Source organism: Kitasatospora phosalacinea (genome assembly GCF_000717185.1).
GTDB classification, from domain to species: domain Bacteria; phylum Actinomycetota; class Actinomycetes; order Streptomycetales; family Streptomycetaceae; genus Kitasatospora; species Kitasatospora phosalacinea_A.
Genome location: NZ_JNYE01000003.1, coordinates 49,226 through 70,869, shown reverse-complemented (window position 1 = coordinate 70,869; position 21,644 = coordinate 49,226). Strand labels below are relative to the sequence as shown.

Sequence of the window (21,644 nt, the reverse complement as noted above, 5' to 3'; positions counted from 1 at the left end):
CTGCCGTCCTGGTCGCCCGCTCCCCTCCCGGAAGTAAGAGAGGGGGACGATGGCCAGCGGTGGTGACGGGGTGACGCTGGTGAGGCAAAAACCAGTTTCTTATAGACACTCGCGTGTAAAGAGAACCTGGATTCTGCGTCATCTGCGTCACCCCGTCACCACCCCGGGCGCTGACGGCCTACGCGGCCAGGTCCACGGGCGTGTGGATCCGCATCTTGCTGCCCGCCGCGGGGGCGCCGTCCGGTCCCGTGCCGAGTTCGTCGCGCAGCCCCGCCCACGACTCGATGGCCGGATCCAGATCGCCGACCACCGACAGGCGCAGCCGGGACTCGTCAAGGCGCCTCCAGCCGCCCGGACGGGCCTTGCCGACGAACACCCGGAACCCTGCCTCCAGCAGCAGCCCGCGGCGCGTCTCGTCATCCGCTGTGGTCCACACGTCGGCGAGGGTCTGCCCGGTGGCGAACCGCTCCCGCTTCTCCGGGCGTGCCGGGGTCGCCTCCAGTTCGGCGAGGCGGGAGTCAAGAGCAGCGAGACGCTGCTCCCACGACTTGAGGGCGGTACGGGAGCGCTGCTGTCCCTTCAGCTCCTGGTGGGCGTCGTACTCGGCCGCCACCTCGTCTATCTCCCGCTGCGGGTCGTAGCCGGGGGTGATCAGCGTCTTCAGCACGGGTATCCGTCCGGCGAGGTCCAGGAACCGGGCTTCGGCCCACTCCTCCAACCAGTCCGCCCGGATCGTGGTCGGGGCGGCGCACGGGGTGTGGTTGGCGCTGCTGCTGCACCGGTAGGTGTCCTGCTGGGTGCGGGAGGTGGCCCGGCCCTGCTTGTACATAGGGCCCTCGCACGCCCCGCACAGGGCGATGTGGAGCAGCCGGGATGCGTCGGCGGGGGCTTCCTTCTGCTCGCCGAGCTTCTTGTCCTCGAACAGGGCGCCGATCACGTCGAACTCTTCGCGGGTGAGGATCGGCTCGGTGGTGGCCATGACCGGCTCGCCCTGCGCGTTGCGGACCGGGTTGCCGCGGTGCATCTTCCAGCCGAGCAGCGCGGGCGTGGTGAGGATGCGCCGAATGAGCTGCCGGGTCCAGCGGAACACCTTGACCACCTTCGAGCCCTTGCGCCCGGCACCGACCTTGCCGCCGGTCGGCTTGCCGTTGAGGTGGGACCAGTGGTCGCGGGGCGTCAGCACCCCCTCGGCGGTCAGCGCGGCACAGATCTTGTACACCGCAACGCCGTCCAACAGGTCCCGCATGATCCGCAGCAGCACCCTCACGGCGCTCTCGTCCTGCACCAGGGTCTTACCGACGCCGCCGAGTTCGGCGGGCATGGGCACGATCTTGTAGCCGTAGGCGGGGGCACCGTTGGCGTGCCGGTAGTTCATCGTCCGCATGGCGGCGTGCGCACCCGTCACACGCTCCTTCGTCGCCCACGACTCCATCTCGGCCGCGAACGCGAACTGGTTGAGCATCATGGTCGTGATGGGGTCCATCGGGTTGCGGAAGTCGTAGACCTGCGCCCCGCCGCCGATGCCCTCGGCGAAGACGATGACCTTCCGGTGCTCGCTCGCCCACTTGGCGAGTTCGTGCATGTCGCCCTGCCCGCGTACCGCACGGTCGAAGCGCCACCACACGATCACGTCCCACTCGTCGGGACGGGCCAGCCACGCCCCCAACTCCGGGCGCTGCCAGGGGGCGGTCTTGCTCGCCGACACCGCGAGGTCGACGGCCTCACGCAGGTTCTCCCCCTCACCGAAATCGATGTTCTGTAGCGCGGCGGCGAGGTTGCACGACTCGCGCTGCCGCTCCGGGCTGGTCGTCTCGTCCCTCATCACCGAAAGACGGATCGCCCGGACCCCACGGAGGGGCCGGGCGAACACGGTGCGCTCGGTACCGGGAAGGCTGCTGTTGCTGAAAGTCCCCACACTGTTGGAAGAGGGGAACGATGGCCTGCCGCTGTCACTGGCCACACTGGTTGGGGAAACCAGAGGTCCCCCGTTGCTGAAGTTCTCCATACCAGTAGAGGAGTAGGACGAATTCTTTCCGCTGGTCAGGGGCGTGATGGCGGTCGACACGGGGGCTCACTCCAGAGGTGTGAACCCGAATCACTCGGCGGCCGACCGCGCACGCACAGCCGGGTCGCGGAGCAGGCAGTCAGTTGCCCTGCCCCGCGACCTCGCTGACGTGCTCCTCCCCCGCGTTCCCCTGGCTCCGCCCTAGCTCAGCAGCTCCGTCAGCCCGTTCAGCAGGTCGACCACCCCCGCCGGCCCGGCCACGACCAGGTCCGCGCGTTCGGCCAGCTCCGCGACCGGGGGCTCGCCGGTGACCGGTCCGCTGCACACCAGGAGGCCGGGGTGGCCGCTCTCGCGGCGGGCGGCGACCTCCGCGTAGGCGGCGAGGTCGCCGAGGTCGTCCCCGGCGAAGAGCACCGGCCCCGCGTCCCGTTCCGCCAGGAACCCGCGGAGGGCGACGCCCTTGTCGACCCCCGGCGGGCGCAGCTCGACGACCATCCGGCCGGGTTCCACGACCAGCCCGTTCCGGTGCGCCAACTCGCCGAGCGGGCCGCGCAGTCGCTCCAGCAGGGCGTCCGGCTCGGGGGCCCGCCGGGTGTGGACGGCCAGCGCGCGCTCCTTGTCCTCCACGAACGTCCCCTCCGGCACGCCCAACTCCCGCAGCAGCACCGGGAGTTCCTCCCGTACGGCGGCCACCCCCGGCGGCGGCGGGGCGGCGGTGACGGCGTTGCTGCTCGCGTCCCAGCGCTCGGCGCCGTAGTGGCCGAGGACGGTGAGGTGTCCGAGGCCGGGGGCGGCGGCGAAACCGCCGTACGCGGCGGCGGTCGCGGCGGGCCGTCCGGTGACCACGACGACCGCGCCGACCAGCGGGGCCAGCGCGGTGAGCGCGGGGAGAACCCCTGGGTGGGCGCGGGCCCGGTCCGGGTCGGGGACGATCGGGGCGAGCGTGCCGTCGAAGTCGAGCCCCACGACGGCGGACTTCGGGTCGGCGAGCAGCCCCGCCAGTCCGGTCCGCCCCGCCTGGGTCGTGATCTGTTCAGCGATTCCCATGACCCCGACGCTACCGGCCGCCGGGCGGCGGCGGGCGGCGATCAGCTGTCGGCGATCGGCGCGGCTCACTGCCGGGCGTCGCGCCGGGCCTGCCGGACCCGGCGCAGCCGGTTGACCAGGACGGGGTCGTGGGCAAGCGCCTCGGCGCGGTCGAGCAGGGCGTTGAGCACCTGGTAGTAGCGGGTGGCGGAGATGCCCAGCTCCTGCCGGATCGCCTGCTCCTTGGCCCCGGCGGTCCGCCACCCGCGCGCTTCCAGTTCGAGCACCGCCCGGTCGCGTTCGGTCAGTTCGGCCATGCCCCCAGGCTAGCCGCCCGCCCCGTCGGCCCGCCGCGTCAGCCCTGGTGGGCGCGGGACGCCTCGGCCCCGGCGGCCGACTGCAGCTCGCCGAGCACCTGGTCGCCGCCGGACCGCACCGCGCCGCCGATCTTCTGCTTGATCATGCTGCTGACCTTGTCCCAGGACGGGTCGCCGTAGGGGTAGAAGCTGGCGGTGGGCAGGTTCTGCAGGAACTGGGTGAGGTCCTGGTGGGCGGGGTTCTGCGACATGTCCTCGAGGGTGTCCTGGGTGACGGGGAGCATGTTGTACTCCTCGTCGAAGTCGAGGGTGTTCTGCTTGTTGAGGGTGAAGTTCAGGAACTTCTTGATCTCGGCGCGGTGCCCGTTGGCCTTGAAGGCCATCAGCCAGTCGGCCACGCCGAAGGTGACGTCCTTGACGTCCTTGCTCCGGCGCGGGATCGGGGCGGTGCCGTACTGGACGCCGGCCGCGGCCGCGGCCTTGATCAGGGCGGGGTGGCCGTTGAGCATGCCGACCTCGCCCTTGGTGAAGGCGGTGAAGGCGTCCTGCCGGTTGACCTTGCCGGGGTCGTCGTAGGTGAGGCCCTTGTCGACCAGGTTGGTGCGCAGCCACTTGAAGGTGTCGCGGTTGGCCTGGCTGTCGATGGTGTAGTTGCCGACGCTGTCGGAGATCGCGCCGCCGCCGCTCATCGTCCAGATCATCGACTCGGCCTGCGCCTCCTCCGGCCCGAGCGGCAGCGCGTACGGGGTGACCTTCGGGAGCTTGGTGCGGATCAGGTCGGCGTCCTTGCGCAGTTCCTCCCAGGTGGCGGGCGGCTCGGCGATGCCGGCCTTCTCGAAGATCGTCTTGTTGTAGACGAACACCCGGCTGGAGGAGATGAACGGGATGCCGTACTGGCTGCCGAGGACCTGGCCGGCCTTGCTGAAGGAGCCGAGCAGGTTGGCCTGGGCCTCCATGGAGAGCACGTCGCCGACGGGGTAGAGGCGGTCGGCGGCGACCTGGTCGGCGAAGCCGCCGGTCTGCACGATGTCGGGGGTGTCGCCCTTGGCGATCAGTTCGGCGACGTGCTTGTCGATGTCGGCCCAGGCGACCACGTCGACGTGCACCTTGATGCCGGAGTTGGCGGCCTCGAAGGCCCTGGCGACCTTGTTCCAGTAGATGCTGCTGCTGTTGGAGGCGTCGGTCCCGTAGTCGGCCGCGACCAGGTCGAGCGTCACCTCTCCTCCGCCGGGCAGGACGCCGCAGCCGGCCAGGAGCAGGCATCCGGCGAGGGGGAGAGGGATCAGCGCTGATCGCTTCAAGGGGAACCGCCTTCGGGAGGGTGACAGCGGCGACCCTGGCAGTTGCCGTGCGCAGTGGTCCAGACCTGTGGGGGCGGAAGTTATCGAAGTGTCAGATCGTGTTGCACCCCGCGCAACGTGGACTGCACAACCGTCCGGTATCCGGACATCCGGTCCGTCAGGGCGGTCGCCCCGCCGGAGCGTTCGAACCGTCAGGCCGTCAGGACGGTCACGCCCGCCTCGGCGAAGGCGGCCGCCACCGCGTCCGGCACCTGGTCGTCGGTGACCAGGGTGTCGACCGCCTCCAGGCCGCAGATCCGGGCGAAGGCCCGGCGGCCCAGCTTGGAGGAGTCGGCGGCCACCACCACCCGCCGGGCCCGCTCGGCGAGCAGCCGGTTGACCGCCGCCTCGCCCTCGTGGTGGGCGGTCGCGCCGTGCCCGGCGTCGAACCCGTCGACGCCCAGCACCGCGGTGTCCAGGGCGAGTTCGCCGAGCACCTGGGCGGCCAGCGGGCCGATCAGCTCGTACGACTGGGGGCGGGCGACGCCGCCGGTGACCACGATCTTCACCTGCGGACGGACCGTCAGCTCGTTGGCGATGTTGAGCGCGTTGGTGACCACGGTGAGGCGCCGGCCGCCCTCGGGGTGCTCGGCCAGGTCGGGGCGGACGGCCAGCGCGCGGGCGACCTCGGTGGTGGTGGTGCCGCCGTTGAGGCCGACCACCTCGCCGGGTTCGACCAGGCCCGCCACCAGGGCGCCGATCCGCTGCTTGGCGTCGGCGTTGCGGGCGGTCTTGTACCGCAGCGGCAGGTCGTAGGAGACGCTGTGCGCGACCGCGCCGCCGCGGGTGCGGGTGAGCATCTGCTGGCGGGCCAGCTGGTCGAGGTCGCGGCGGATGGTCGCGGCCGAGACGTCCAGCGCGGCGGCGGCCTCGTCGACCTCCAGCTTGCCGTGCTCGGCCAGCAGCTCCAGCAGCGCGTTCCACCGCTCGTACCTGGACACCGTCCCCGCTCCTCCCGCGCTCGCCCCGGGCGGCCCCGCGCCCGGTCGGGACAGCTTCGCACACCCGGACCCCACCCCCCTCATTGCGCACTCGTGCGCGAAACGGCTATAAATCAATCAGCTTTGCGCATGGAACTCCCTCGTCCGTGCGCAGTCCCCGGGGAAGCCGAAGGAGCCCTCACCCATGCCGCACCCCTCCCGCACCGCCCAGGAGATCGCCACCCAGCCCGAGGACTGGCGCACCGCCGCCGCCCTGGCCGCGACCGGCCCGGCCGGCCTGCCGCGGCGCGGCGAGCGGGTGGCCGTGGTCGGCTGCGGCACCTCCTGGTTCGTGGCCCAGGCGTACGCCGCGCTGCGCGAGTCGGGCGGCCACGGCGAGACCGACGCCTTCGCCGCCTCCGAGTTCCCCCGCGCGCGCCGCTACGACCGGGTGCTGGCGATCACCCGCTCCGGCACCACCACCGAGGTGCTGCGGCTGCTGGACGGCACCGACCTGCCGACCACCGCGGTCACCGCCTGCACCGACCAGCCGGTGGCCGCGGCCGCGGGCCACCTGGTCGACCTGGGCTTCGCCGACGAGCGCTCGGTGGTGCAGACCCGCTTCGCCACCACCGTGCTCGCCCTGCTCCGCGCCCACCTGGAGCAGGAGGAGGCCCTCCCGGCCGGGGTGCGCACCGTCGCCGAGGCGGCCGCGGACGCCGAGCTGGCGGTCGCCTGGCAGGTGCCGGACGAGCTGGTGGCGCTGGAGCAGATCTCCTTCCTGGGCGCGGGCTGGACCAACGGCCTGGCCCAGGAGGCCGGCCTGAAGATGCGCGAGGCGGCGCTGGCCTGGACGGAGGCCTACCCGGCGATGGAGTACCGGCACGGCCCGGTCTCGATCACCGCCCCGGGCCGGGCCGCCTGGATGCTCGGCGAGCTGCCCGCGGGCCTGGCCGACGAGGTCGCCGCGGTCGGCGGCCGCCTGGTGGCCGACTCCGGTCCGGGCGGCCTGGACCCGCTGGCCGACCTGGTGCGGGTGCACCGGCTGGCCGTCGCACTGGCCGCGCACCGCGGCCTGGACCCGGACGCGCCGCGCAACCTGACCCGCTCGATCGTCCTCGGCTGACCTCCCGTCCTGCGGCACGGCCGGTAACGGCTTCGCCACCCAAACCGCCCAGGAGGCGGCAAAGAGCGATAAACCTCACCTCTCAGGACCAGACCAATCGAGCAACTGGACTAGACCTCTTAGACCCGGCCAAGGGAAACTGTCCCCCGTGAAGCACGTCATCGCACTCGATGTAGGCGGCACCGGCATGAAGGCCGCGCTGGTCGCCCAGGACGGCTCCGTGCTGTTCGAAGCACGCCGACCGACCGGGCGGGAGCACGGCCCCGACGCCGTCGTCGCCACCATCCTCGACTTCGCCGCCGACCTGGCGCAGGAGGGCCGCACCCGGTTCGGTGCCGCCCCCCTCGCGGCGGGCGTCGCCGTGCCGGGGACGATCGACGAGAGGAACGGGATCGCGGTCTTCTCCGCCAACCTCGGCTGGCGGGACCTGCCGATGCGCAAGCTGCTCGGCGAGCGCCTCGGCGGCATCCCGGTCGCCCTCGGCCACGACGTCCGCTCCGGCGGCCTCGCCGAGGGCCGGGTCGGCGCCGGGCAGGGGGTCGGGCGCTTCCTGTTCATCGCGCTGGGCACCGGCATCGCGGGCGCCATCGGCATCGACGGCTCCATCGAGGCGGGCGCCCACGGCTACGGCGGCGAGATCGGCCACGTGGTGGTCCGCCCCGGCGGCCCGCAGTGCGGCTGCGGCGCCCGCGGCTGCCTGGAGACCCTGGCCTCGGCCTCCGCGGTCTCCCGGGCCTGGGCCGGCGCCAGCGGCGACCCGGAGGCCGACGCCGCCGCCTGCGCGGCCGCCGTCGACGCCGGCGACCCGCGGGCCCTCGCGGTCTGGCAGGAAGCGGTGGACGCGCTCGCCGACGGCATCGTGCTGGCGCAGAGCCTGCTCGACCCGTCCACGGTGATCGTCGGCGGCGGGCTGGCCGAGGCCGGTGACACGCTCTTCGCGCCGCTGCGCGCCGCGGTGACCGAGCGCCTGACCTTCCAGATGCCCCCGAAGGTCGTTCCGGCCATGCTCAAAGACACCGCCGCGTCCCTGGGCGCCGGCTTGCTCGCCTGGGATCTGCTCTCCATGGAGGTGACCGCGTGACCGCGGACCGTACTGCACTGGCCGGAGCCCGACTGGTCCTGCCCGGCGGGGTGATCGACGCGGGCCGGATCTCCGTCGCGGGCACCCGCGTCGCGGGCCTCGGCGGCGAGGCCGAGCCGAGCGACCTCGACCTGACCGGGTACACCGTCGTCCCCGGCTTCGTCGACCTGCACGTGCACGGCGGCGGCGGCGCCTCGTACGCCTCCGGCATCGCCGAGGAGGCGCTCACCGCCGCCCGCACGCACCTGGAGCACGGCACCACCACGACGATGGCCTCCACCGTCACCGGCGAGATCGACGAGGTCTGCCGCCAGGCGGCGGTGCTCTCCGAGCTCGTCGAGGACGGGGTCCTGGCCGGCATCCACTTCGAGGGCCCGTTCATCTCGCACAACCGGTGCGGCGCCCACCGCCCCGACCTGCTGCGCGACCCGGACCCGGCGCTGGTGCGCAAGCTCGCCGACGCGGGCCGCGGCCACACGAAGATGTTCACCCTGGCCCCGGAGCTGCCCGGCGGCCTGGAGTCGGTGCGGATGCTGTCCGAGCTCGGCATCATCGCCGCCGTCGGCCACACCGACTCCGACTACGAGGTCACCCTGCGGGCGATCGACGCCGGCGCCACCGTGGCCACCCACCTGTTCAACGCGATGCCGGGCATCCAGCACCGCGCCCCCGGCCCGATCGTCGCCCTGCTGGAGGACGAGCGGGTCACCGTCGAGCTGGTCAACGACGGCGTCCACCTGCACCCCTCGGTCGTCGAGCTGGCCTACGGCACGGCCGGCGCCGAGCGCGTCGCGCTGATCACCGACGCGATGGGCGCGGCCGGCATGGGCGACGGCCTGTACCCGCTCGGCCCGCTGCAGGTCCGGGTCGAGGACGGCGTGGCCCGCCTGGTCGAGGGCGGCTCCATCGCCGGCTCCACCCTCACCCTGGACGTCGCCTTCCGCCGCGCCGTCACCGTCCTCGGCCTGTCCCTGAACCAGGCCGTCACCTCGCTGTCCACCGTCCCCGCCCGCCTGATGGGCCTGGGCGACACCATCGGCACCCTGGAGGCCGGAAAGAACGCCGACCTGGTCGTCCTCGACTCCGACAGCTACGAACTCGCCGCGGTGATGCGCCGCGGCGAGTGGATCGTCGGCGCGGACCGCTTCGCCCGGGCCGGCAACCCGGCCTGACCGGGCGCCGCCCGGCACGGGCGGCCCGGCCTCCCGGCACGCTTCGCGGTCGGGTGAGCAGCGGAAACCTGCGCCCCGCTACTCACCCCACCGGGAGCACCCCTTGCCGCTCGCCCGCACCTCCGAGCTGCTCGCCGCCGCCGTCCACGACCGGCGCGGCCTGCCCGCCTTCAACGTGATCACCCTGGAGCACGCCGAGGCCGTCGCCACCGGCGCCGAGGCCGCCGGGACGCCCGTCGTGCTGCAGCTCAGCCAGAACGCGATCGCCTACCGCGGCGGACGGCTGCTGCCGATCGCCCGCGCCTGCGCCGAGGTCGCCGCCGCCGCCCGCGTCCCCGTCTCGCTGCACCTCGACCACGTCGAGGACCCGGACCTGCTGCGCGCCGCCCCGGCCGCCGGGTTCTCCTCCGCGATGTTCGACGCCTCCGCGCTCCCGCACGACGAGAACGTCAAGGCCACCGCGGAGGCCACCGCCTGGGCCCACCGGCACGGCCTGCACCTGGAGGCCGAACTCGGCCGGGTCGGCGGCAAGAACGGCGAGCCGCCGCTGCGCGCGCACGCCCCCGGCGCCCGCACCGACCCGGCCGAGGCCGCCCGCTACGTCGCCGACACCGGCGTGGACGCGCTGGCCGTCGCGGTCGGCTCCGCGCACGCGATGACCACCCGCACCGCCGCCCTGGACCACGCCCTGATCCGCGCCCTGGCCGCCGCCGTCCCCGTCCCGCTGGTCCTGCACGGCAGCTCCGGCGTCCCGGACGCCGCGCTCGCCGAGGCGGTCGCCGGGGGCATGGTGAAGGTCAACATCGGCACCGCGCTCAACCTGGCCTGCACCCCGGCGATCCGCGCCCGGCTGGCCGCCGACCCCGCCGCCACCGACCCGCGCGGCTACCTGGCCGCGGCCCGGGACGCGATGGCGGCCACCGTCGAGCACCTGGCCCGGGTGGTCTCCGGCCGGGCCTGAACCGGGGGCGCGGGGGAACCCTCCCCCGCGCCGCGGCCGCTACTTCGGGTAGTCGTTGACGCTCATCGGCGTCAGCGCGACCTGGTCCAGCAGCACCGGGTTGCCCGCCCCGGCCGGGACGGTCAGCGTGATGGTGTTCGACCCGGCCTGCAGCACCGGCCATATGTTGGTGCTGAACCAGGAGTACGCCGGGTCGGCCGACCCGTTCTTCGAGTAGTTCTTGAAGGTCACGCCGCCGGTGTGGTCCTTGCCGTTGACGGTGACCTGCGCGGGCTGGTCGGTGCCGGTGTTGTTGAAGTGCAGCCAGAACTTGGCCTTGCCCTCGGCGTCCGCGTTCACCGTCCAGGTGAACGTCGACCCGGCCTGCAGGACGAGGTAGCTGCCGTCGGCGGAGATCGCGCCCTTGACCGTGCTGTCGGTCGCGGCGCCCGTCGCCTGCAGCTTGACCGCGTCGGTGATCGGCTCGGTCGCGGCGCCCGGACTGGGCGCGGCGCTGCTCGCGGGCGCGCTCGGGCTGTTCCCGGCGTTCGCGGCCGCGGTCGGCACGGCCTTGCCGGTCGGGTCGGCCGCCGGCTTGCCGCCCGGGTCGCCGGTGGAGAGCGCGACGCCCGCGCCGATCGCGATCGCGGCGACCACGGCGACGGCGCCGATGATCGCGGCCTTGCCGCGGCCCGCGGGCCGGTCCTCGCCGGGCCGCGGGCGCGAGCGCTCGGCGTACCGGGGCTGCTGGGGCAGCGCCGTGGTGGCCTCCTGGCCGGGGCCGCCGTAGCCGGGCGCGCCGCCGGGGCCCGGGCCGTACCCGGGCTGCGGGGCCTGCGGGTAGGCGGGCCGCTCGCCGTAGGTGGCGCGGCCGACCTCCATCGGGCGCTGGTACCCGCTGCGGGGGCGGTCGGCGGCGGCGGGCTGCTCGCCCTCCGCCGGGCGGTACAGGTACGCGAAGGGGTCTTCCTCGCCCGCGCCCTCGGGCGCTGCGCCGCTGTTGCCGGGCGTGGTCACGTTCGACTCCCACTGGACTGGTTGCTCTCGTACCCAGGGCACCCTACCTGTCCCCGGTGAGCGGGGGGCAAGCGGTGGACCGTCCGGCCTCAGCCCGCCCGGCGGTGCGAGCGCTCGCCGCGCGAGCCCCGGGCGGCGCCGCCGCGGGTGCGCTTCTCGTCGTACATCCGCTCGTCCGCGGAGTGCAGCACCTCGTCGATGCTCATGCCGCAGCCGGCCCAGCCGATGCCGAGGCTGACGCCGACCCGCACCGCCCGGTTGTCGATCCGCATCGGCGGCAGGATCGCGCCGCGCAGCCGCCCGGCCAGCTCCTTGGCCTCCTCGCGGCCGATGTTGTCGGCGAGGACGACGAACTCGTCGCCGCTCATCCGGGCGACCGTGTCGCCCTCCCGGACGACCTGCTGGAGGCGGCGGGCGATCTCGATCAGGACGGCGTCGCCGGTGTTGTGGCCGTGCCGGTCGTTGACCAGCTTGAAGCCGTCGAGGTCGCAGTAGAGGACGGCGAGGCCGCGCTCCCCGCCGGGGGCGCCGCGGCGGTGGCCGTGCCAGAGGTCGCCGGGGGGCTGCTCGGCGGGGACGACGGCGTGCACGTGGTGGGCGGGGACGCCGGTGTGCTGCAGCACCTCCCCGGCGGCGAAGGCGGCCCGGTCGCGCTCCAGGGCCCCGTCGGGGGCCGCGTAGCCGTGCGCGGGGGGTGCGGTCACCTCGGCGGCCGGTCGGCCGTCCGGGGCGGCGTGGGCGCCCTGCTGGGGCGCTCCCGGGGGTGCCTGGCCGGGGGGCGGCGCGAGCGGACAGAGCCGGCGGGCGAGCCGGGCCCGCAGCTCGGCGCCGTTGGGCAGGCCGGTGAGCGCGTCGTGGCTGGCCCGGTGGGCGAGCTGCAGCTCGTGCCGCTTGCGGTCCTCGATGTCCTCGACGTGGGTGAGCAGGAAGCTGGGGCCCTCGGCGGCGTCGGCGACCACCGAGTTGCGCAGGCAGACCCACTGGTAGCTGCCGTCGCGCCGGGACAGCCGCAGCTCGGCCCGGCCGCCCTCGGCGCTGGTGCGCCGCAGCAGGTCGAGGTCGTCGGGGTGGACCAGGTCGACGAAGCGCTGCTGGCGCAGGGCGGCCCGGGGGCGGCCCAGCAGGCGGCACAGGGCGTCGTTGACGCGGCTGAGCTGGCCGGTGGCCTCGCCGTGCAGCTCGGTGATGGCCATCCCGCTGGGGGCGTACTCGAAGGCCTGCCGGAAGGACTCCTCGCTGGCCCGCAGGGCCTGCTGCTCCTTCTCCAGCCGGGCCAGGGCGCGCTGCATCTCGGCCCGCAGCCGGGCGTTGCCGATGGCGATGGAGGCCTGCAGGGAGAACATCTCCAGGGCCTCGCGGGTCCAGGCGCCGGGGCGCTTGCCGCTGCGCGGGCGGTCGACGGAGAGGATGCCGAGCAGGTCGCCCCCGGCGCTGTACATCGGGGCGAGCAGGACGTCGGAGGGGTGCCAGTCGTTGCCGTAGACGGGCATCGGGCCGTCGCCGGTCCAGGTGGGGACGTCGGTGGCGATGGCCCAGCCGCGGTCGTGCGGCAGGAAGCGCAGGGTGCCCCAGTGGTCGGCGACCTGGAGCATCCGCTCCCAGGACTCGCGCGATCCGACCTGGCCGAGCAGGACGGCGGGGCCGCCGAAGGCGCTCTCCTCGATCTCCCAGACGGCGGCGACCACCAGGTCGCCGTCGGGGCGGACCAGGCTGACCGCGGCGGCGTCGAACCCGAGCCCGTGGACCGCGCCCTCGACGACCGCCTGCAGGGTCCCCGCCAGGCTCCGGGCAGCGTTGAGGTCCGCCACGACCCGGTGCAAGGTGCGGAGGGTCGCGAGGCGGACGTAGGGCTCCGACTCGGCTTCCATGCGGGGGCTCCCCGGCTGCTTCGGATGGTTCTTGAAAGGTTGTCGTCCGATTGCCAGAAGAACTGAATCACAGGGAGCACTGCGATAGGCACGCTCGGTCAGCAATAGCCGGTGACTGTGACTCAAATCACATAATGATCAAGGAGTTTGCGACCCGGGACCGGGCGGACCTACGACCGGACTACGACCACGGCCCGATACCGGCGCGCCCGACCGGCGACTACCGTGCGGTACGTGTACAGCTCCCAGCAGTCCCCCGCCGCCCCCGCGGCCCCCGCCCCCGCGGCGGCGGCCGGCGCCACCCCCGAGGAGTTCCGGGCCGCCCTCGGGCAGCTCGCCGCGGGCGTCTCGCTGCTGACCGTGCACGACCCCGGGGACGGCGAGGACGCGGGCATGACCGCCACCTCGTTCCTGTCGGTGTCGCTGGAGCCGCCGCTGGTGCTGGTCTCGGTCCGCGAGGACTCGCGGATGGACGAACTGCTGGCCCGGGCCGAGACCTGGGCGGTGTCGCTGCTCGGCGAGGAGCACCGCACGCTGGCCTCCCGGTTCGCGATGAAGGGCCGGCTCGGCGACCGGCTGCTGTTCGCCGACGCCGCCTGGCACCGCGGCCCGCACAGCGGCGCCCCGCTGATCGACGGCGCGCTGGCCACCGTGGAGTGCCGCACCGAGCAGCGGATCGCGGCCGGCGACCACACCCTGGTGCTCGGCCGCGTGCTGTCCGCCCGGGTGCCGTCCCCCGCCGGGCGCCCGCTGCTGTACCTGCGCGGCGGCTACCGGCAGCTCGGCTGACGGCCCGTCACTCCGGACGGATCCGGCCCCGGCCCTGCTTCAGCCCCGAGCGGTGCCGCTTGCCCTCCAACCGCCGCTCGACCATGCCGCGGCTCGGCTTGGTGGCCCGCCGGGCCTTCGGCGGCGGCGCGGTGGCCTCCCCCAGCAGCGCGGCCAGCCGGGCCGCGGCCACCTCCCGGTTGCGCCACTGCGAGCGGTGCTCGGAGGCCCGGACCACCAGCACCCCGTCCACCAGCCGGGAGGCCAGCCGCTCCAGGGCGCGCTCCTTCCACACCGCGGGCAGCGCCCCGGAGGCCGCGAGGTCCCACCGGAGCTCGACCCGCGAGTCGGAGGTGTTCACGTGCTGCCCGCCGGGGCCGGAGGAACGGGAGAAGCGCCAGACGAGCTCGGCGTCGGGCACGACCACCGAACCCCGTACGCGCACGGGCTCAGTCATGCCGCCCATCATCCCGCCCGCCCCCGGCCCCGTCACCTGGTTAAGACCGTTCCGGCCGAACCGGCACAATGGCGGGCGTGATCGAGCTCGGCTACTCCCTCTCCACCCGCTTCCCCGACCCCCCGCAGACCGACTACCGCACCGCGTCGGTCCGTTCGCTGCGGCACGACCTGTTCGCGGGCGACGTGTACCTGGAGACGGACGAGGGCGCGGGCCTGGAGACCCGCTGGCACTGGGTCCCGGTGCTGGACTTCGCCTGGGCGGTGTGCGACATCGCCGAGCGGCTCGACGACGGCCCGCGGGGCAGCCGGGAGGCCCGGGTCCGCACCGAGGACCTCGACTTCACCCAGAACACCGAGCTGCTGCGCTTCGCCCGCCGCTTCGGCTGGGTCGAGGTCACCGCGACCTGGCTCCCCGACGAGCAGCCGCTGGTCGTCCGGCACGCCGAACTGCGCCGCGAGGCCCGGGACTTCCTGCAGGACCTGCTGGCCGACCTGACCGAGCTGCACGAGGGACTCGCCGAGAACCCCAACGTCTGGACCCTGCAGGGCCGCTACCCGAGAATCTGAATCCGGCGCCGGGCGCCGCGCGGGCGGCGCAATCCGTCCGTCCGCGAAGCGGTGGAACCATTCACCGGCCGTCCGGCGTTCTCTGGGCAGAACCGACCGAAGGGACACCACAGACCATGCCCGTGAGCCTCTCCAAGGGTGGCAACGTCTCGCTGACCAAGGAGGCCCCCGGCCTGACCGCGGTCACCGTCGGCCTCGGCTGGGACGTGCGCACCACCACCGGTGCCGAGTTCGACCTCGACGCCAGCGCGATCGTCCTGAACGGCGAGGGCAAGGTCTACTCGGACCGGCACTTCGTCTTCTTCAACAACACCAGCACCCCGGACAGCACCGTCGTGCACACCGGCGACAACCGCACCGGCGAGGGCCAGGGCGACGACGAGCAGATCAACGTCAACCTGGCCGCGCTGCCCGCCGACGTGCAGCGGATCACCTTCCCGGTGTCGATCTACGACGGCAACAACCGCGGCCAGAGCTTCGGCCAGGTCCGCAACGCCTACATCCGGGTGCTGAACCAGGCGGGCGGCGCCGAGATCGCCCGCTACGACCTCTCCGAGGACGCCGCGACCGAGACCGCGATGATCTTCGGCGAGCTCTACCGCAACGGCGCCGAGTGGAAGTTCCGCGCCATCGGCCAGGGCTACGCCTCCGGCCTGGCCGGCATCGCCCAGGACTTCGGCGTCAACGTCTGACCCCGAAGCAGGACGCGCAACGGCCCCCCGGAACCTCCCGGGGGGCCGTTGCGCGTCAGCGGCCGGTCAGGAGCGGCCGGCCCGCAGCTCGGGCAGCTCCAGCAGCTCGGTCTCGTCGTGCGCGGTCAGGTCGACCACCTCGGGCTCGGTGTCCGACTCGGCGTGCCGGTGGCTGGGCGGCTGCTCCACCGCCCGGTGCGCGGGCGGCACGGCGTCCACCGGGGCCGCGTCCAGCACCGCGTAGCGCTCGCTGTCGGCCAGCGCCTCGTCGCCCACCACGTCCGCCAGGTCGCCGACCGCGGGCGCCGGGGCACCGGCCCGCAGCGCGGCCCGGGCGGCGCCGGGGCGGCCGAAGAAGCTGAACGCGGTGGCCCGCGGACGCTGCGGCGCGGGCACCACCGGGCGGGCGGCCTCCTGCCCGGGCAGCGCCGGGCCGACCGGGCGCAGCGCGGCCGAACCGGAGGCCGGCACCGGGTCCGGCATCTTCGGGCGCAGCTCGACCTGGGCCCGCTCGTCCACCGCGCGGCGCGCCTCGGCGGCCGCCGCCTGCCGCTCCAGGTGCCGCACCGCGGCCTGCGCCCGGACGAACGAGGCGGGAGTGACGGGGTGCTTGGGGCGGGTGGCCTCCAGGGCCCGGCGGGCCGCCTCGGCCTCCTTCATGGCCTGCTCGGCCACCATCACGGCGCGCTCGCGCAGCAGCCGGGCGATCTCGGTCTCGGCCTTGGCCAGCCGGGACTTCTCCGCGGTCAGCCGCCGCCCGAACCGGGTGGCGCGCTCCTCGGCGACCTCGGCCGCGTACTCGGCCTCGGCGATCTGCTCCTCGTAGCGCTCCTCGGCCCGCAGCCGGCGCACCACCGCGAGCTGGGCGGCGGTCCGGGCCGCCCGGTCGCGCTGGCGCAGCACCAGGGCCAGGCCGACCACGGCGACCACCGCAGCGACCCCGACCGAGCGGGCCACGACCTGGTCCGGACTGGCCACCAGCGCGGCCACCGCCGCGACCACGAGCACGCCGGAGGCGACCGGCGGCAGCAGCCGGCCGAGGACGGAGGAATGACGGTGGCGTCCGCGAGACATGGCTAGAAACTAGCGTGCGAATCGCGGCGCTGTCAGCCTCGCCCCCCATTCGGGCCTTGACAGTCCGTGATGGGCACGGAAGGGCACCGCCCGGTGACGGACCGTCAGCGGGAGGAGGCGGCCGTCCCGTGCGGGTGCTCGGGGTCGTCGTGGTCGTCCGGGAGCTTGCAGACGTGCTGCAGCCACAGCGCCACCGCGATCACCGCGGCCCCGGCGAGCACCGCGAACAGCGCGGTCTGCGCCTGCGACCGGCGGGCCGCGACGTCCAGCGAGCCGAGCAGGAACACCCCGGCGCCCGCGTAGATCCCGGTCACCACCGCGGAGACCAGCGCGCTGGCCTGCCCCAGCACCAGCGCCCGGGCCGCGTGCAGCGGGTCCACGCCCTTGGCGCCCGGCTGGCGCTCGCGCACCGCCTTCAGCCGGGAGCGCAGCGAGATCGCCGCGGCCAGCAGCACCACGGCGATCGCCGCCAGCACGTACGGCGCGTAGGCGGGCACCCCGGGCAGCGTGCCCAGCGAGTCCCACAGCCGGGCCCCGCCCCAGGACAGCAGCCCCGTGATCGCGGTGATGCCGAGCAGCAGGCGGAGACGGAGCGGCTTCACGCGGACGGGCTTCCTTCCAGTGGTTCGACGGCGGGCGCCGCGACCAGGCCACCGTACCGGCCCGGCCGCGCCCCCAGGGAGCTACGCCCGCGTGCGCCCGGAAGTTCCCGGGCTCACTCCGGCAGCCGCAGCTGCAGGTCGGCGCGGAGCCGCACGCCCTGCGCCGAGGCGCCGCCCAGGCCCGCCAGCAGCTCGGCCACCGGGCCGTGGCCCGGGACCTCGGCCGCCGGGTCGGCGTCCTGCCAGGGGGCCAGCACGAACGCCCGCTCGTGGGCCCGCGGGTGGGGCAGCGTCAGGTGCGGGTCGTCGCTGGTGACGCCCTCGTAGGCGAGCACGTCGACGTCCAGGGTGCGCGGCCCCCAGCGGACCTCGCGGACCCGGCCGAACGCGTCCTCCACCGCGTTGGCCCGCTCCAGCAGGTCCTGCGGCGGGAGCGAGGTGCGCAGCACCGCGACGGCGTTGAAGTAGCTCGGCTGGTTCTCGGGGCCGCCCACGGCGTCCGTCTCGTACACGGCGGACAGCGCGGTCACCCGCACCCCCGGGGTGTCCTCCAGGGCGTCCACGGCGCCCTGGAGGGTCTCCAGGCGGTTGCCCAGGTTGCTGCCCAGGGCGACGGCGGCGGTGCGGGAGTCGTGCAGGGTGGACTCCACGCGGTCCACCCTGCCCTGCAGGTCGAACGTGGTCGGCGTGGCGGTCGGGTCGGTCGTGGCCAATGGAGTTCCCTCTGCTCGGGCTCCACCGGGCGCGGTCAGGCGCGGCCCCGGCGGATCGTGATGGTGACGTCGTCGAACGGGACGGTGATCGGGGCGTCCGGCTTGTGCACGGTGACCTCGACCTCCTCGACCACCTCGTGGCGCAGGCACTGGTCGGCGATCCGCTGGGCCAGCGTCTCGATCAGGTCGACCGGGTCGCCCGCGATCACCGCGGTGACCTCCTCCGCGATCACGCCGTAGTGCGCGGTGCGGGTCAGGTCGTCCCCCGCCGCGGCCGGGCGGGTGTCGAGGAACAGCACCAGGTCGACCACGAAGGTCTGCCCCTCGATGCGCTCGCGCTCGAAGACGCCGTGGTGGCCGCGGGCACGGAGCCCCCGCAGGGTGACGCGGTCCAGCAAAAGAATCACTGCTCCCAGCTGACGGCCCCGCCCGGGGCGGGGACGGGCGGGCACCGTCGCCCGCCGCCCCTCGAATCTACCTTCGAGCACCGACCGCCCGGGACCGCCTCCCCGGCCGCCCACCCGATCGGACCGGCCGCCGCGGCCCTTGACGCCACCGTCCCGGCGGCGCTACTCGTCCTCGTCCTCGTCCTCGTCGTCCCCGCTGGTGAGCACCGGCGAGCCGTGGTGCGACCACAGCTTCCACCCGTCCGCCGTCCGCCGGAACAGGTTCGTCGACACCACCTTGCCGCCGACCAGCGGCCCCAGCTCGCCCTCCTCCTCCGGCTCGCCGCCGGACAGGATGTTCTCGGTGCAGGTCACCAGGGCCGCGTCGCCCCGGACGTCCACCTCGACGTCGGTCAGGAAGAACTGGATGTACTCGGTGTTCGCCATGATCAGCATGTACGAGCGGGTCACCTGGGCCCGGCCGATCAGCGCCGGCCAGCCCGGGTGCACGCAGTACACCCCGCTCTTGTCGTCGGCCTCGTCCGCCCCGAGCCAGATCGACTCGACGGCCTCCAGGTCGCCGTTCTCCAGCGCCTCGTACAGCGCCTGGTTGACGGCCAGCACCGCCTCCTGGTCCGGCTCCAGCGCCGCCGCCCGGTCGTTGCCACCGCTGACTGCTTCCGCCACGTCTACCCCCTCTGCGCCGCCTGCTCCCAGGCCGCGACGACTCGTACGGCGTCAGCCGTGCCGGACACGTCATGCACCCGGACCGCCCAGGCACCCGCCCTCGCCGACAGCGCCGAGACCGCCGCCGTGGCGTCGTCCCGCTGCCGCGCCGGGCGCAGCTCCCCGGTTTCCGGGTTGGCCAGCAGCGTACCCAGGAAGCGCTTGCGTGAAGCCGCCACCAGCACCGGCCGTCCCAGCGCGGTCAGCGCGTCCAGCCGACCCAGCAGCGCCCAGTTGTGGGCGCCGGTCTTCGCGAAGCCCAGGCCGGGGTCGAGGATCAGCTGCTCCTCCTTCACGCCCGCGGCCAGCAGGTCCTCCACCCGGACGGACAGCTCCCGCACCACGTCCGCGACCACGTCGTCGTACACCGCCAGGGAGTCCATGCCGGCGGACTGGCCGCGCCAGTGCATCACCACGAACGGCGCGCCCGTCCCGGCGACCACCTCGGCCATCGCCGGGTCGGCGAGCCCGCCGGACACGTCGTTGACCACCCGGGCGCCCGCGGCGAGGGCCGCCGCCGCGACGGCCGCCCGCATGGTGTCCACCGACACCACGACCCCGGCCCGGGCCAGCTCGGCGACCACCGGCACCACCCGGCGCAGCTCCTCCGCCTCGGTCACCCGCACCGCCCCCGGCCGGGTCGACTCCCCGCCCACGTCCACCAGGTCGGCCCCGCGCGCCACCAGGTCGAGCCCGTGCGCGACCGCCTTCGCCGGGTCCAGCCACATCCCCCCGTCCGAGAACGAGTCGGGCGTGACGTTGACCACCCCCATCACCGCGCAGCGCTCGAGGACGGGCAGACCGGGGACGTTCTCGCTCATGCGTCCCATTATCGGCCCACCGCCCGGGGGAGGCGTGACGGCCGTGGGGCGCACCACCGGGGGTGCGCCCGCCCTCCGGCTACGCGGCCTTGTCGAGCTGCACCGCGGGCTCCTGCATCAAGCCCTGCCGCTGCCGCTTGCGCCCGAAGCGCGGCATGCCCAGGGTGATGAACGCCTCCGCCTGCATCGCGGCGAAGCCGATCCGCGGGAGGTCGCGGGTGTGCTGGTAGACCAGGAAGCGCGGCTCCCAGCTGGGCTGGAACTTCGCGTTGAACTTGTACAGCGACTCGATCTGGAACCAGCGCGACAGGAACACCAGCAGCCCGCGCCAGGCCCGCAGCACCGGCCCGGCGCCGATCCGCTCGCCGCGGGCCAGGGCCGAGCGGAACATCGCGAAGTTCAGCGAGACCCGGCGCACGCCCATCGCCCCGACCTCCTGGAGGGCGGCGACGATCAGCAGCTCGTTGAGGCCCGGGTCGGCCTCCCGGTCGCGGCGCATGAGCTCCAGCGAGATGCCGTCCTCGCCCCACGGGACGAAGTGCAGCACCGCCTTCAGGTCGTCGCCGGCCTCCCCCTCGGCGGGGGCCTTGTGGGCGGTGACCACGATGCACTCGTCGTCGCCCGCGTCGCCGAAGCGGCCGAGCGCCATGGAGAAGCCGCGCTCGGTGTCGGTGCCGCGCCAGCGGGCGGCCGCGTCGCCGATCCGGCGCTTCTCGTCGAGGGTGAGGTCGCCGACCCGGCGGACCTGGCAGGAGTAGCCGTTGCGCTCGATCCGCTTGACCATCTGGCGGACGTTGCGCATGGCGCGGCCGGAGAGCGAGAAGGTCGCGGTGTCGACGATGGCCTCGTCGCCGAGTTCGAGGGCGTCGAGCCCGGCCTCCCTGGTCCACACCTCGCCGCCGACCTCGGAGCAGCCCATCACGGCGGGCGCCCAGGCGTGCTCGCGGGCGGTCGCCATGAAGACCTTGATCGCGCCGGGCCAGGCCTCGACGTCGCCGACCGGGTCGCCGGAGGCGAGCATCACGCCGGAGACCACCCGGTAGGAGATCGCGGCCTTGCCGGTGGGCGAGAACAGCACGCTCTTGTCGCGGCGCAGCGCGAAGTAGCCGAGCGAGTCGCGCCGGCCGTGCCGGGCGAGCAGCTCGCGCACCCGCAGCTCGTCCTCGGGGGTGAGCTCGGGCTCGGGCTTCTCGGGGCGCAGCGCCAGGTACGCGGTGGTGAGGGCGGTGACCAGGCCGAGCGCGCCGAGCGAGTAGCCGACCAGGTCGCCGATCCGGTCGGAGGTGTAGTCGATCGGGCCCTCGAAGCCGAACAGGCCGTAGCAGACGTGCTCCAGCCGCTGGAACAGCGAGGGGTCGCCGAGCTCGGCCTTCCAGCGGACCGAGACCACGACCAGGCCGAGCAGCACCGAGACGAAGCCCAGCACGACGAAGTTGAGCACGGCGCGCCAGCGGGTGCGCGGGTCGGCCTTGGCGTAGAACTCCCGCCGGTGGACCAGCATCACGGCGAGCAGCGCCAGCGAGATCGCGGCCTGCCCGAACTGGTGCCAGCGCATCAGGTGCAGCGCCGCGCCGACCGGCAGCAGCACGCACACGGCCCGCCAGGCGCGCGCCTTGCGGCGGCGCAGCGCGTGCGCGAGCAGCACCAGCAGCAGGCCGACCATCAGGGTGCCCGCGGCGGCCAGCGTGGTGGTGCCGCCGGGCAGCTGGCCGACCACGGTGTGCACCCGGGTGAGCCGCAGCCGGGGGGAGACCGCGCAGGCGATGTCGATCAGGCCGATGGCCAGGCAGGCGTACCCGACCGCTCCCGGCAGCCAGGGCCGCGGCACCGCGGCGGCCTGGTCGCGGAGCGCCTGCAGACCCCGGGGACGGGGCGCGTCGGTGGTGGTCTCAGCGGACACGGGAGCGCTCATGGGAACTCAGCCTAGAGGCACCGGGGCGCTGTGCGCGCACTCCGGGAACGGGGGTGTGACGGTCCTTCATGACAGTTCCTTCTTCTGGCAATCCGCACGTCAAGTGCGGTCC

Annotated in this window: 22 protein-coding genes; 7 read left to right on the top strand and 15 right to left on the bottom strand. The window is 74.2% G+C overall.

Annotated features, from left to right (window positions below; translation table 11 throughout):
* Positions 1 to 178: 178 nt before the first annotated feature.
* The 5 genes from OO57_RS02275 to OO57_RS02255 all read right to left on the bottom strand — a co-directional run bounded on the left by OO57_RS02275 (position 179) and on the right by OO57_RS02255 (position 5,629).
* Positions 179 to 1,870, bottom strand: a complete 1,692-nt coding sequence (locus OO57_RS02275) for a recombinase family protein (RefSeq protein WP_033250523.1) — start codon at positions 1,868 to 1,870, stop codon at positions 179 to 181.
* Between the two features lie 336 nt (positions 1,871 to 2,206).
* Entirely contained in the window at positions 2,207 to 3,052 is an 846-nt protein-coding gene (gene otsB / locus OO57_RS02270) for a trehalose-phosphatase (protein ID WP_033250522.1), read from the bottom strand.
* A gap of 65 nt (positions 3,053 to 3,117) precedes the next feature.
* Positions 3,118 to 3,348 carry a DUF3263 domain-containing protein gene (locus OO57_RS02265; RefSeq protein ID WP_033250521.1) on the bottom strand — a complete coding sequence of 77 codons (231 nt, stop codon included), beginning with the start codon at positions 3,346 to 3,348 and terminating at the stop codon, positions 3,118 to 3,120.
* A 38-nt stretch (positions 3,349 to 3,386) separates the two neighbouring features.
* On the bottom strand, positions 3,387 to 4,649 hold the full coding sequence (locus OO57_RS02260; protein WP_234337184.1) for an extracellular solute-binding protein: 1,263 nt from the start codon (positions 4,647 to 4,649) through the stop codon (positions 3,387 to 3,389).
* Between the two features lie 191 nt (positions 4,650 to 4,840).
* Complete coding sequence (locus OO57_RS02255) at positions 4,841 to 5,629, bottom strand: DeoR/GlpR family DNA-binding transcription regulator (RefSeq protein WP_033250520.1); 789 nt, start codon at positions 5,627 to 5,629, stop codon at positions 4,841 to 4,843.
* A 184-nt stretch (positions 5,630 to 5,813) separates the two neighbouring features.
* Between OO57_RS02255 and OO57_RS02250 the strand changes: the two genes are divergently transcribed.
* From OO57_RS02250 to OO57_RS02235, 4 genes are all read left to right on the top strand, one after another.
* Positions 5,814 to 6,734 carry an SIS domain-containing protein gene (locus OO57_RS02250; protein WP_033250519.1) on the top strand — a complete coding sequence of 307 codons (921 nt, stop codon included), beginning with the start codon at positions 5,814 to 5,816 and terminating at the stop codon, positions 6,732 to 6,734.
* 148 nt (positions 6,735 to 6,882) lie between these two features.
* A complete protein-coding gene (locus OO57_RS02245) occupies positions 6,883 to 7,815 on the top strand; it encodes an ROK family protein (RefSeq protein WP_033250518.1) in 933 nt (310 codons plus the stop codon).
* Positions 7,812 to 8,987, top strand: coding sequence for an N-acetylglucosamine-6-phosphate deacetylase (gene nagA / locus OO57_RS02240; protein WP_033250517.1), 1,176 nt, complete (start codon positions 7,812 to 7,814; stop codon positions 8,985 to 8,987). The genes OO57_RS02245 and nagA overlap by 4 nt, the downstream gene beginning before the upstream one ends.
* 103 nt (positions 8,988 to 9,090) lie before the next feature.
* Entirely contained in the window at positions 9,091 to 9,948 is an 858-nt protein-coding gene (locus tag OO57_RS02235) for a class II fructose-bisphosphate aldolase (protein ID WP_033250516.1), read from the top strand.
* Between the two features lie 39 nt (positions 9,949 to 9,987).
* Here OO57_RS02235 and OO57_RS02230 read toward each other — a convergent pair whose 3' ends face one another.
* Positions 9,988 to 10,944: a hypothetical protein gene (locus OO57_RS02230; RefSeq protein ID WP_033250515.1), complete on the bottom strand. Its 957-nt coding sequence runs from the start codon at positions 10,942 to 10,944 to the stop codon at positions 9,988 to 9,990.
* 89 nt (positions 10,945 to 11,033) lie between these two features.
* Positions 11,034 to 12,812, bottom strand: coding sequence for a sensor domain-containing diguanylate cyclase (locus OO57_RS02225; RefSeq protein ID WP_033250514.1), 1,779 nt, complete (start codon positions 12,810 to 12,812; stop codon positions 11,034 to 11,036).
* Between the two features lie 234 nt (positions 12,813 to 13,046).
* Here OO57_RS02225 and OO57_RS02220 point away from each other — a divergent pair, with 234 nt between their 5' ends.
* Positions 13,047 to 13,601: a flavin reductase family protein gene (locus tag OO57_RS02220; protein WP_033250586.1), complete on the top strand. Its 555-nt coding sequence runs from the start codon at positions 13,047 to 13,049 to the stop codon at positions 13,599 to 13,601.
* Between the two features lie 7 nt (positions 13,602 to 13,608).
* On the opposite strand, the gene arfB is transcribed toward OO57_RS02220, so the two are convergent.
* Positions 13,609 to 14,037: an alternative ribosome rescue aminoacyl-tRNA hydrolase ArfB gene (gene arfB / locus OO57_RS02215; protein ID WP_033250585.1), complete on the bottom strand. Its 429-nt coding sequence runs from the start codon at positions 14,035 to 14,037 to the stop codon at positions 13,609 to 13,611.
* 77 nt (positions 14,038 to 14,114) lie between these two features.
* Here arfB and OO57_RS02210 point away from each other — a divergent pair, with 77 nt between their 5' ends.
* Positions 14,115 to 14,606, top strand: a complete 492-nt coding sequence (locus tag OO57_RS02210) for a hypothetical protein (protein ID WP_033250584.1) — start codon at positions 14,115 to 14,117, stop codon at positions 14,604 to 14,606.
* 116 nt (positions 14,607 to 14,722) lie between these two features.
* Positions 14,723 to 15,298 carry a TerD family protein gene (locus OO57_RS02205; RefSeq protein ID WP_033250513.1) on the top strand — a complete coding sequence of 192 codons (576 nt, stop codon included), beginning with the start codon at positions 14,723 to 14,725 and terminating at the stop codon, positions 15,296 to 15,298.
* 66 nt (positions 15,299 to 15,364) lie between these two features.
* Here OO57_RS02205 and OO57_RS02200 read toward each other — a convergent pair whose 3' ends face one another.
* From OO57_RS02200 to OO57_RS02170, 7 genes are all read right to left on the bottom strand, one after another.
* Entirely contained in the window at positions 15,365 to 16,372 is a 1,008-nt protein-coding gene (locus OO57_RS02200; protein WP_158715000.1) for a hypothetical protein, read from the bottom strand.
* 104 nt (positions 16,373 to 16,476) lie between these two features.
* Entirely contained in the window at positions 16,477 to 16,974 is a 498-nt protein-coding gene (locus OO57_RS02195; protein WP_033250511.1) for a DUF3180 domain-containing protein, read from the bottom strand.
* Positions 16,975 to 17,087: 113 nt separating this feature from the next.
* On the bottom strand, positions 17,088 to 17,687 hold the full coding sequence (gene folK / locus OO57_RS02190; RefSeq protein ID WP_033250510.1) for a 2-amino-4-hydroxy-6-hydroxymethyldihydropteridine diphosphokinase: 600 nt from the start codon (positions 17,685 to 17,687) through the stop codon (positions 17,088 to 17,090).
* 35 nt (positions 17,688 to 17,722) lie between these two features.
* Positions 17,723 to 18,082, bottom strand: a complete 360-nt coding sequence (folB, locus tag OO57_RS02185) for a dihydroneopterin aldolase (RefSeq protein ID WP_033250583.1) — start codon at positions 18,080 to 18,082, stop codon at positions 17,723 to 17,725.
* A 174-nt stretch (positions 18,083 to 18,256) separates the two neighbouring features.
* On the bottom strand, positions 18,257 to 18,760 hold the full coding sequence (locus tag OO57_RS02180) for a nuclear transport factor 2 family protein (protein ID WP_081973407.1): 504 nt from the start codon (positions 18,758 to 18,760) through the stop codon (positions 18,257 to 18,259).
* A gap of 2 nt (positions 18,761 to 18,762) precedes the next feature.
* A complete protein-coding gene (gene folP, locus OO57_RS02175) occupies positions 18,763 to 19,629 on the bottom strand; it encodes a dihydropteroate synthase (RefSeq protein ID WP_106973878.1) in 867 nt (288 codons plus the stop codon).
* Positions 19,630 to 19,699: 70 nt separating this feature from the next.
* Complete coding sequence (locus OO57_RS02170; RefSeq protein WP_033250508.1) at positions 19,700 to 21,532, bottom strand: phosphatidylglycerol lysyltransferase domain-containing protein; 1,833 nt, start codon at positions 21,530 to 21,532, stop codon at positions 19,700 to 19,702.
* Positions 21,533 to 21,644: the final 112 nt, after the last annotated feature.